This is a genomic window from Chitinophaga varians, from assembly GCF_012641275.1.
Lineage (GTDB): Bacteria > Bacteroidota > Bacteroidia > Chitinophagales > Chitinophagaceae > Chitinophaga > Chitinophaga varians_A.
Genome location: NZ_JABAIA010000001.1, coordinates 1,553,486 through 1,564,561 on the forward strand (window position 1 = coordinate 1,553,486; position 11,076 = coordinate 1,564,561).

Sequence of the window (11,076 nt, forward strand, 5' to 3'; positions counted from 1 at the left end):
AATCTTCAAAAAAACTGAAACGAAAGATCAGCATCATCACCGGACATCCTCCCGTATGAAACTGTAAAAACTGACTCACGTATGAAAAAATTTCTTCCATGCATGCTCATGCCTGTACTGTTGTTTTTTGCCAATATGTCATGGGCACAAAACATTCCCGTTACCGGTAAAGTAACAGACGAAAAAGGGGAAGCTATCCCCGGGGCATCAGTGGTGTCCCGCAACAGCAAGACGGCCGTAGCCGCCAATGCCGATGGCACATTCCGCATCAATGTGCTCGCCGGCGAAAAAATCCTGCACGTATCCGCCGTAGGGTTCATTCAACAGGAAGTCACCATCACTGCGGCACCGTTGCACATCAGGTTACAGACATCTCCCGGTGACCTTAACGAGGTACTGGTAGTAGGTTATGGTACCCAGAAAGTGACGAAAGTATCAGGCGCGGTGTCTACTGTAAAAGGCAACGATATTGTGTCCCTTCGCCCGGTAAGACCGGAAGAAGCCCTGCAAGGCCGCGCTTCCGGTGTGAACGTTATCCAGAGCGGCTCCCCCGGCTCCAAACCTACCGTGCTGATAAGAGGCATCCCCTCCTACACCGGCACCGATCCTCTCGTGATCATCGATGGGGCCATGCAGTCGCTCGATGACCTCAACGCACTCAATGCCGCAGACATCGAATCCATCAACGTACTGAAAGACGCGGCCACCACCGCTATCTACGGCGTGAAAGGCGGCAACGGCGTTATTGTGGTCACCACCCGCGGCGGTAAAAAGAACCAGAAGCCCGATCTGACCATCAATGCCAATTACGGCGTACAAGAAGTGCTGAAAACCATCCCGGTATTGAACGCAGCCGAATATGGCGCCATTATCAATGAAGGCAGCGTGGCCTCCGGCGGTAATATCATCTTCCCCGATCTTACCAAATTAGGCGCAGGCACCAACTGGCAGAAAGAAATCTTCCACTCCGCCCCCATCATGAGCTACAATGCCAGTTCCCGCGGCGGCAGTGATAAGATGACCTACTTCCTGTCTGCCGGCTACCTCGCACAGGACGGCATCACCGGCGGCGGCAGCAAATCCAACTTCAAAAGGATCAATGTTACGGCCAACGTTTCAGTAGATATCACCCGCAAGCTGAAATTCATCCTGAATACCAGTTTCGTGAACATCAAAAGCAAAGGGATACAGGAAAACTCTTTCAACTCCATTATCGGCAGCGCGCTCAACTTCGACCCCACTGTGCCTGTATATAATGATGTGCCCAATACCTATGGCAAATACAGCTTCAGCAACCTGCTGCTTTCTGAAATATTCAACCCGCTCACCAAACTGGAGAACACCTTCAACCAAAACAACGGCAACAAGCTGTATGGTAAAGCGGAACTGCAATATGAAGTGATCAAAGACCTGAAACTGACCGGCCGTTTCGGGTACACCAACTGGGACAATACCGGCAAAACCTTCACGCCGCTGGCTTTCTACGGCCCACTCAATGTGGAAAACACCATGATGGCCGATGGTACGCCCGTGATTATCAAAAATGGCCTCGGTGGTATCTCCTCCAGTTCACATAACAATGTTTCGCAGACCAAAGAAGGCAATTTCAGTTTCACCGCTGAAGCATTCGCCAACTATACCTTTAATGTGAAACAATATCACCACTTCGATGTGGTTGCCGGAGGCGCTATGTATAAAACAACGGCCAACGGAATCACAGCCACCGCTCAGGACGTGCCTTTCAACTCCTGGGCCTTTGCCGACCTCAGTGCCGCCACCGGTAACAATACCGCCGGCGTGATCTATTTCCGCGATACCGTGATCAACGGCGTAGCCACACAGGTACGCGACCCGCGCGGCGACGTGGCGCCTAACCTCAACGCACGCACGAACAGCAACTATTACTCTTTCCGTCGTAACCTGTCTTACTTCGGCAGGATCAACTACGATTATAAAGACAAGTACCTGGCCTCCTTTACCGCCAGAAGGGACGGCTCCTATGCGTTCGGCTTAAATAACCCGTATGCTAACTTTTTCTCCGGCTCCGCCGGATGGGTGGCCTCCCAGGAAGACTTCTTCCGGTCAGACCTGATCAGCTTCCTGAAAATCAGGGGCAGCTATGGCACTGTCGGCAACGAGAACGTGAAGCCCTCTCCCGTTAAAATAGTCACCGGTGGGCCCAACTATGCCGATGGTAACAACAACGGCTACACGTTTGGCAACACCTTCCTCCCCGGTTCTACGGTCGCCTCCTATGCCAACCCCAGCATGTCATGGGAAAAACAGACACAGTTCAACGCCGGCTTCGACGTTACCTTCTATAAAAACAAATTCTCTGTGTCAGCAGATTATTTCAGGAAAGAAGTAAAAGGACTGTTGTTCGTATCCGAACCGTCGCTGTACCTGGGCACCGCGCAGGTACCGGAATCCAATATCGGTTCTACCCGCAGCAGCGGCGTGGAACTGTCGGTGGGCTACAATGAAAACATCACCCGTGACCTGAAACTCAGCACCAACATCAACTTCACCACTGCCCGTAATATCGTGACCGCCACCAACGAAGACGGCACCGCCTTCATTCAGGGTGGCAACTACTTCAACGGCGTGTCCCAGAATGTGACCCGTTTTGAAAAAGGTAAAGCGCCCGGCTACTTTTATGGCTACAAAACCGCCGGCCTGTTCCAGACCACCGACGAAATCGCCAAAGCTCCCAGACAGGACGGCGCCCAGCCCGGCGATATCCGCTTCGTGGACGTAAATGGTGACGGCGTTATCAACGACAAAGACAAAACCGAGATAGGCAACCCCTTCCCGAAATTCACCCTCGGATGGAACCTGTCGCTCTCCTATAAAAAGTTTGACCTTAACGTGTTCACCTATGCTTCTGTGGGCAACGACGTATATCGTGCCTATGAAAGGAACGCCAATTACACCAACAAATTCCGCGATGTGCTGGACAGATGGACCGGCCCCGGCAGCACCAACGACGCCCGCCACCCCCGTTACTCCTTCACCGATGCCAACAGTAATATCCGCGCTTCCGACCGCTATGTGGAAGACGGCTCTTTTGTGAAAATTAAAAATATCGTGCTAGGCTACACCCTGCCAACCAGCTTCTTCCAAAGAGCAGGCTTCTCACAGGTACGCCTCTACGCTCAGGTGAAAAACGCCTTCACTTTCACGAAATATTCCGGCTACGATCCTGAAATATCCGGTTTCATCATGAACACCGGTGTAGACCGCGGCGCCTACCCACAAGCCAGGACATGGTCTGTAGGCGTTGATTTCAAACTGTAAAAACTAACAACATGAAGAACTTACTGCATATAACCGGACTGCTCGTTACCCTGGTGTTGCTCCCTTCCTGCAAGAAGTGGGTGGACTATGACGCGCATGAAGATTTCCTCGTTACAGAAAAAGACTACCTCCAGTCAGCCAATGATTACAACACGATGGTGATAAGCGTATACTCGCCGTTGCAATGGCTCAACCAAACCGTTCCCATTGGCGATATCGCCTCCGACAACGCCGTTACCGGCGGAGAAAACGCCTCCGACGTGCTGGGCCTGCAACAGATCGATGACTATACCTATACGCCGGCCAACGACTATCTCACCGAGATCTGGAAGTCGGCCTATGAAGGTATCAACCGCGCTAATTATCTCACCCAGTACAAAGACAAAAACATCTCCGGCAACAGCATCAATTTCGCTGGTAAAGACGCGCTCTACGGAGAAATATATTTTCTTCGCGCATATTACTATTTCACGCTCGTGAAATTTTTTGGAGATGTGCCCCTGTTTTTTGAAAGACGGTTAAACCTGTCCGATTCCAGGAAGCTGCAAAGAGCGCCTAAAGCCGATGTGTACGCGCAAATAGAAAAAGACCTCAACGCTGCCATTGCGGTGCTGCCGAACACCAACCCGCAGGCAGGACGCGTCACCAAATACGCCGCACAGGCATTGCTGGGCAAAGTGCTGGTTTACGAAAACAAGTTCGACGCCGCAGCTGCCATACTGGAAAACGTGGCCAACGGTCCCTTTACACTGGTGCCCAATTTCGCCGACATCTTCGTACAATCCGGCGAAAACGGCGCTGAGTCAATATTTGAAATCCAGTACTCCAACCTGTTCCCTTACTGGAACTGGGGTGCCGCCACCCGCGGCCAGGGCAACTATGCTGTGCAGCAATGCGGTATCCGCGGTCTTACAGGTTCCAGTCCATATGCGCCGGGATGGAGCACCAACCTGCCTACACAGGAACTGGCCAAAGCCTATGCTGCCGGCGATCAGCGGAAAGAGGTGACCGTGCTGGACATAGAAGCCTACAAAACAGCGCACCCGGAATTTACGATCACTTACCAGACAGCACCCTACAAAAACACCGGTCTGTATAACCAGAAATACCTGCCGCGTAAAGGAGAAACTTCCGGTCAGACAGAACTCAACTACCTGAACAACTATCGCACCATCCGTTATGCAGAAGTGCTGCTGCTGGCCGCAGAGGCCAACAACCGTGCTGCTACGCCCAACGATGCCAAAGCCCGCGATTATCTCAACAAGGTACGCCGCCGCGCTTTCCGCGATAACCTGCATGACGTTACCGCTTCCGGAACAGCGCTCAGACAGGCGATATGGGATGAACGCCGGCTGGAACTGGCCATGGAAGGCGACCGTTTCTTTGACCTGGTCCGCACCGGCCGCGCAGCTACTGTCATTACCGGTTTCAAAGCAGGTAAAAATGAGTTGTTCCCTATTCCCCAACGGGAAATAGAGATATCCCAACTGCAACAGAATCCGGGTTATTAACCATCAACATCCAACAGCATGAACAAACTTTCGTATATACCGCTCCTGCTGCTCATTGCCCTGGGCAGCAGCTGCAACAAAGACACCTTCGACAATACGGACTTCCTGAAAACAGGTACCGCCCCTTCCGACGAAGCCATCAACTTTAAAATCACCAACGATAACTCCGGCCTTGTCACCATTACGCCCAACAGCGCCGGCGCTACCGCCTACGATATTTATTTTGGAGACGCCACCACCGACCCGGCACGCGTACTTCCCGGACAAAATACCACCCACATTTATAAAGAAGGCACCTATCCGGTGAAAGTAGTCGCCAGCGGCATTACCGGCCAGAAAACAGAGGTCACCAAACAACTTGTTGTAACATTCCGGGCACCTGAAAGCCTGACCATCACGGCCAACGCCAGCCTGCATGATCTTACAGTGTCGGCCAAAGCGTTGTACGCGACCGGAGGATACAAAGTGTACTTCGGCGATGCGGCCAATGAAGTACCAGTATTGATCGCTGAAGGTGCCAGTGTTACACATACCTACGCCCAGGCCGGCAAATACCAGGTGAAGGTGGAAGCCCTCAGCGGAGGCGCCGCCAGCACCGCGGCCACCAAAGAAGTGACGATCTACAACGCGCTCACCCTGCCCATGACATTTGAACAACCAGATATCAATTACGCATGGGGCGATTTCGGCGGCAGCGTTACCTCCGTTATTCCCAATCCATACCCTGGCGGCATTAATACCAGCGCCACCGTTGGCAAAATCATCAAAACAAAAGACCAGACCTGGGCCGGCAATTATATCGTCATGAGCAGCCCTATGGATTTCACCACTACCAAAAAGTTCAAAGTAAAAGTATATTCCTGGCGGCCCGGCCTGCGCGTCCTGTTGCAACTGGAAAGAAACGGCGACAACTCCTTCATGGAAAATACGGAAGCCGTTACCACGCAAGCCAATACCTGGGAAGAGCTGACCTTCGACTTCAGCAGTAAAATTACAGACAACAGCAAAAAACTACAGAACATCCTGTTCTTCCTGGACAATGGTACTCAGGGGGATGGCAGCCAGAACTACACCATCCTGTTTGACGACATCGTATTAACCAACTAATTGCACACGTATGATCCAGTATATAAAACAAACGTTCCTGTTCATTGCCGTGCTGTTGCTGGCCGGCAGCTGCAACAAAGACGATTATAAATTCGGCAGCCTCGACACACCCGGCAAACCGGTGCTTACGCTCACCATCAACGGGAAAGATGCCACCCATCCCAATGGCGACGGCACCGGCACCATACAGCTGAACATCAGCTCCGAACATGCCTATAACTACAAAGTGGATTTCGGCGATGGACAACCATCTAAGACCAGTACCGTCAACGCCTACACGTATACATACAAACATACCGGCATCAAAAAATTCACCGTCACCGTGTATGCCTCCGGTAAAGCCGGCATCACCAGCACCAATACCGTGGAGGTGGAGATATACCGTGCCTTCACGCCTAACCCGGAGCTGGTCAGTATGCTCACCAACAACGGCACCAAAAGATGGCGGGTAGACAAAGACGCGCCTGGTCACCTCGGCGTGTCCGGTGCAGATGTATTTACACCGGCATGGTGGGCCGCCGCCCCGAATGAAAAAGATGGCCTCGGCATCTACGATGACATCTACACCTTCAACGTTAACGGCAACGTGTTCACCCACACCACCCACAACGACCTGTTCGGCAAAAAGGAATATCTCAAAGACTTCGACCCAACGTTAACAGGCACCGGCGACTACACCCTTGCCGGCCCTAAAGCTGCCGACTATACGGAAACATTCGGATACGACGGCAGCGCCACCGAAGAATTTATCACCTTCCCGGTAAAAGGCCATCTCGGACTATATCTGGGCGTACATAAATACCAGGTATTGGAAAGAACAGACACGCATATGACGTTACGTTGCGTCCAGGACCCCGGAGCATGGTATGTTAAACTAATCGCAATACAATAGCTTATGAAACATGTAACTGGAATAATGATGGCGCTGCTCGTGGCACTAAGCAGCTGTGGAAAATCAAACGACAATACACCACCGGAAAAAGTGGCGCCGCTGAACCTGGTAGTCAATGCCACCGTGAGCACCGACAGCAGCGGCACCGTTATCTTCACCGCCACGGCCGATCACGCGGTGAGTTACGACTACGATTTCGGCAACGGCTATATCAGGACTACCGCTAACGGCAGTACGAGCTATACCTATAATACTCCCGGCACCAACAACTACAGCGTACAGGTCACCGCTAAAAGCGCCGACGGCCTCACTATCGCCAAGTCTGTGTCGGTAGCCGTTCCGGTATCCACGGCACTGCTATGGTCGGATGAATTTAACCAGGACGGTGCGCCCGATCCGAAAAAATGGGGATATGATATCGGCAATGGTGACAACGGCTGGGGCAACGCAGAAGCCCAGTATTACACCGACCGGCTCCAGAATGCGCAGGTATCCAACGGTACGCTGAAGATCAACGCACAGAAAGAGAGTTACAACGGTAAAGATTATACGTCGGCCCGCCTGCTCACCAAAGGCAAGTTTGATTTCACCTACGGCCGGGTGGAAGTGAGCGCCAAACTGCCGGCAGGCGGCGGTACATGGCCCGCCATCTGGATGCTGGGCAGTAATATCGCTACAGCCGGCTGGCCCGCCTGCGGTGAAATAGACATCATGGAGCATAAGGGCAATGAACCGCAGAAAATATATGGCACCGTGCATCATCCCGACCATGCAGGCGGTAATGCCGACGGCGGCACCACCATGGTGGCCAATGAAACCGGCGCATTCCATAAGTATACGCTGGACTGGTCACCTAAACAACTCCGCTGGTACGTGGACGATAAACTCTATTTCACTTTTAATAACGCTGCCGGCCTCCCTTTCAACCACAATTTCTTTATCCTGCTCAACTTTGCTATGGGTGGGAATTTCGGTGGCGCCATCGACCCGGCCTTCACCAAAGGAACGATGGAAGTGGATTATGTGAGAGTGTATAAAAATTAAAGAATTCAACAAAAAAATACAGCCGGCTTATCTTGTTAAGCCGGCTGTTCGTTTTTACTATCGTCTTTTCCGTAGTTGCCCGCCGCCCGTTGCAGCTTCCGTTGGATATTAGCCCGCAATCTCTCCGGACCCAATACCTTCATCCCATCCGCAAACCCCAGGATTTCACGTTCCAGCTCCAGGTTATGCTCTATTACAACAGAGATGGTCGTCCCTTCCGGCCCCACGGATTCTACCTTCTGGCTACGGTGAAGAGGCTTGGTCAGCACATAGGGCGCATGTTCCGGCGTGACCAGGATGGTAGCCTTCATGGGGCGTATCTTGGCCACAGTAGGACCAATGGTGTGTTGATAATACTCTTCCGGCGTATGTCCCTGATCGTTAGGACGGTAGGAAATTGTTTCGTCGATTTTCAGTTCTTCGATCCTGTCAAGTGCCAGGGTAACAATAGCCGGCGAATCATTTTTGGTGCCCACCACAAACCAGCGGTTTTTGAATTCTTTCAGCCACCAGGCGTGAAAATGCATGATGCTGGCTGATTTAGCGCGGAAAGACTGGTATTTCAACAGCATCGTTTGTTCCCGGACGATCGCATCATAGATCATACCGAGGTGGGACAGCCCCCGCAGGTGCTCGTTTTTTTCAAAGTCGATGACCGTCCGCTGATCGTGTGCCGACGCATACACGTGGCCTTCCAGTTTCTGTACCACCGCGTTCAGGTGCTGGAAATGGGAGAAGCCCTTGAACTGTTTCAGCACCTCGACGGCTTCTGTCATACGAGAGAGGTCATGTTCGCTCAGCGGGATATTGGTAATGCTATAGTCGGCGTCTTCGTAGGTATAATATTTCTTCTCTACAATAATAATAGGAGCATTGTAGCCCAACTTATCACTGCGCATCATTTGAATGTCAGCCTGGATGGTACGGCGGCTGATGCCTTTTTCCATGCCTTCATAGTCATACAGGGCTTCAGACACTTTATCGATCAGATTCTGTAAAGTCCAGCGCCGGCGGCGGTTTCGAAGGCAGGTATCGATGGTTTTATATCTTATTAATGCGTTACGGTTAACAGGCATCAGGAAAAAATTTTAATAAAAATAAATAAAAAATAGACCTGCGCAAAAAGACTGCGCATATAGGGGGACATCTTTGTATCATCAATCACACAGTAATACAAAATGATATGAAATTCAATCTTTTCACCAAAGGCTCCCAGAAGTCGACCAATCATGAAGGCGCACCGGCATACAAGATGACTCCGGAAATGGAACTGTACACCAGTGTGGTGACAGCCTCGCTGAATGACCAGTTTTACGAAGGGACCAGTGACAGGCTGACTCGTATCTGCACCCTGATGGACCAGAACGATCCGGCCTTCGTAGCCAGACTGGCCGTTTATGCCCGCGAAAAAATGTATCTGCGTAGCATCCCGATGGTATTGGCCGTGGAAATGGCCAAACGCTTCAACGGTAATGCGCTGGTGGGTAAAACAGTGGCGCGTGTAATACAGCGTGCGGATGAAATCACGGAAATGCTGGCCTATTACACCATGGCCAACAACCGTACGGAAGTAAAAAAGCTGAACAGGCTGAGCAAACAGGTACAGAAGGGACTGGCCTTGGCATTCAACCACTTCGATGAATACCAGTTTGCAAAATACAACCGTAAAACAGCGATCTCGCTGAGAGACGCCCTGTTCCTGGTGCATCCGAAAGCAAAGAATGAAATGCAGCAGGAAGTGTTCAACAAAATAGTTAACAACACACTGTCTGTACCTTATACCTGGGAAACCACCCTGTCGGCCGTCGGCCAGCGTTCTTTTACTTCTGAAAACGCTAAAAGAGCGGCCATGCAGGAAGCCTGGGGAGAACTGATCAACAGCAAACAGCTGGGATACATGGCTACTATGCGTAACCTGCGCAATATGCTGCAGGCAGATATCAGCCCGGCGTACATCAGCATGGTATGTGAACACCTGACCAATCCGGCAGCTGTCCTGAAATCCAAACAGTTGCCGTTCCGCTACCTCGCGGCTTACCGCGAACTGCAGGAAGTGCCGCATGGCCTAACAGGCCAGCTGATGCAGGCCCTGGAAACCGCTGTCAAAACCAGCGTGGAACACCTGAAAGGCTTCGATGCCAACACCCGCGTGGTGATCGCCTGCGACGTGTCCGGATCTATGCAGTTCCCACTGTCTCCACGCAGCAAAATAAAAGGCTACGACATCGGCCTGATGCTGGGTATGCTGCTGCAGCATAAATGCAAAAACGTGGTAACAGGCATGTTCGGCGACACCTGGAAAACCGTAGCGCTGCCGGGTAACAGCATCCTCGCCAATGTAGACGCGTTCTACAAAAGAGAAGGTGAAGTAGGTTACTCCACCAACGGCTACCTGGTGATAGAAGACCTGATCAAACGCTCCTATGTGGCCGATAAGATCATGCTCTTCACCGACTGCCAGCTGTGGAACAGCAACGGCGGACCGTACGATGCATTCGCCAGCAACTGGGCGCATTATAAAACACAGGTGGCGCCCAAAGCAAAACTGTACCTCTTTGACCTGAAAGGACTGGGTACAACGCCGGTGGATACACGTCAGAACGATGTATACCTCATCAGCGGCTGGAGCGATAAAGTATTCGATGTGGTGGAAGCCATTGAAAATGGACAGACTGCACTGGAACACATCCATAGTATAACCCTTTGATCATCCGTTTTTGTTAACTCATAAAAACCGCAGCGCGCTGAAAAGGCGCGCTGCACAACCGGCCCGGTAGCTTAAAAGGACAAAGCTGCGGTAAAATTCGGCTCCGCGGAGTGTATGGAACATATCGTGACGGGCACGCCCTGTCATGGTCAGAATTTACAGTGCACCGAACACCTCAACGTCAGTAGGGAAGCGTATTTACAGCCATACTGTTCAGCAATGAAAATGCAGGTTCGATCCCTGTCCGGGCAACATTTACAATAACATAACAACAAGTGCCGTCACAACGGGTTACTTCGTCAATCTGAGATCGCAGGTTCGAGTCCTGCCCCCGGTGAGCACCGGGGTAGTTAGTTGGATAAACAACAGAAAAGTCCTGTTAATTTTATCGCCTTGTTGTTATGTTATTCAAAAATTATCAGGTGTCGTAACGCTGGGATACTTCATTTAGGTTGAACTTCAATCCTATCGTGCTTGTTACCCTGATATAAAAAAGCATCGCAAAAGGCGATGCTCAA

At 51.4% G+C, this 11,076-nt stretch carries 7 protein-coding genes; 6 read left to right on the forward strand and 1 reads right to left on the reverse strand.

Annotation, left to right across the window (positions count from 1 at the left end; all coding sequences use genetic code 11):
• The first annotated feature begins 81 nt into the window (after positions 1 to 81).
• Genes HGH92_RS06300 through HGH92_RS06320 form a run of 5 tightly spaced genes read left to right on the forward strand, consistent with a single transcriptional unit; the run spans position 82 to position 7,851 of the window.
• The gene (locus tag HGH92_RS06300) at positions 82 to 3,297 is read left to right on the forward strand and encodes a SusC/RagA family TonB-linked outer membrane protein (RefSeq protein WP_168869887.1); all 3,216 of its coding nucleotides are present in this window, start codon (positions 82 to 84) and stop codon (positions 3,295 to 3,297) included.
• Between the two features lie 11 nt (positions 3,298 to 3,308).
• Positions 3,309 to 4,808: a RagB/SusD family nutrient uptake outer membrane protein gene (locus HGH92_RS06305; RefSeq protein ID WP_168869888.1), complete on the forward strand. Its 1,500-nt coding sequence runs from the start codon at positions 3,309 to 3,311 to the stop codon at positions 4,806 to 4,808.
• A gap of 18 nt (positions 4,809 to 4,826) precedes the next feature.
• Positions 4,827 to 5,915 carry a PKD domain-containing protein gene (locus HGH92_RS06310; protein ID WP_168869889.1) on the forward strand — a complete coding sequence of 363 codons (1,089 nt, stop codon included), beginning with the start codon at positions 4,827 to 4,829 and terminating at the stop codon, positions 5,913 to 5,915.
• Between the two features lie 10 nt (positions 5,916 to 5,925).
• Positions 5,926 to 6,807 carry a PKD domain-containing protein gene (locus HGH92_RS06315; RefSeq protein WP_168869890.1) on the forward strand — a complete coding sequence of 294 codons (882 nt, stop codon included), beginning with the start codon at positions 5,926 to 5,928 and terminating at the stop codon, positions 6,805 to 6,807.
• Positions 6,808 to 6,810: 3 nt separating this feature from the next.
• Entirely contained in the window at positions 6,811 to 7,851 is a 1,041-nt protein-coding gene (locus tag HGH92_RS06320; RefSeq protein WP_168869891.1) for a family 16 glycosylhydrolase, read from the forward strand.
• Positions 7,852 to 7,886: 35 nt separating this feature from the next.
• Here the strand turns inward: HGH92_RS06320 and HGH92_RS06325 are convergent, their stop codons facing one another.
• The gene (locus HGH92_RS06325; RefSeq protein WP_168869892.1) at positions 7,887 to 8,927 is read right to left on the reverse strand and encodes a helix-turn-helix transcriptional regulator; all 1,041 of its coding nucleotides are present in this window, start codon (positions 8,925 to 8,927) and stop codon (positions 7,887 to 7,889) included.
• 107 nt (positions 8,928 to 9,034) lie between these two features.
• Between HGH92_RS06325 and HGH92_RS06330 the strand changes: the two genes are divergently transcribed.
• Positions 9,035 to 10,558 (forward strand): TROVE domain-containing protein, encoded by a 1,524-nt coding sequence (locus HGH92_RS06330; RefSeq protein ID WP_168869893.1) that lies wholly within the window; start codon positions 9,035 to 9,037, stop codon positions 10,556 to 10,558.
• Positions 10,559 to 11,076: the final 518 nt, after the last annotated feature.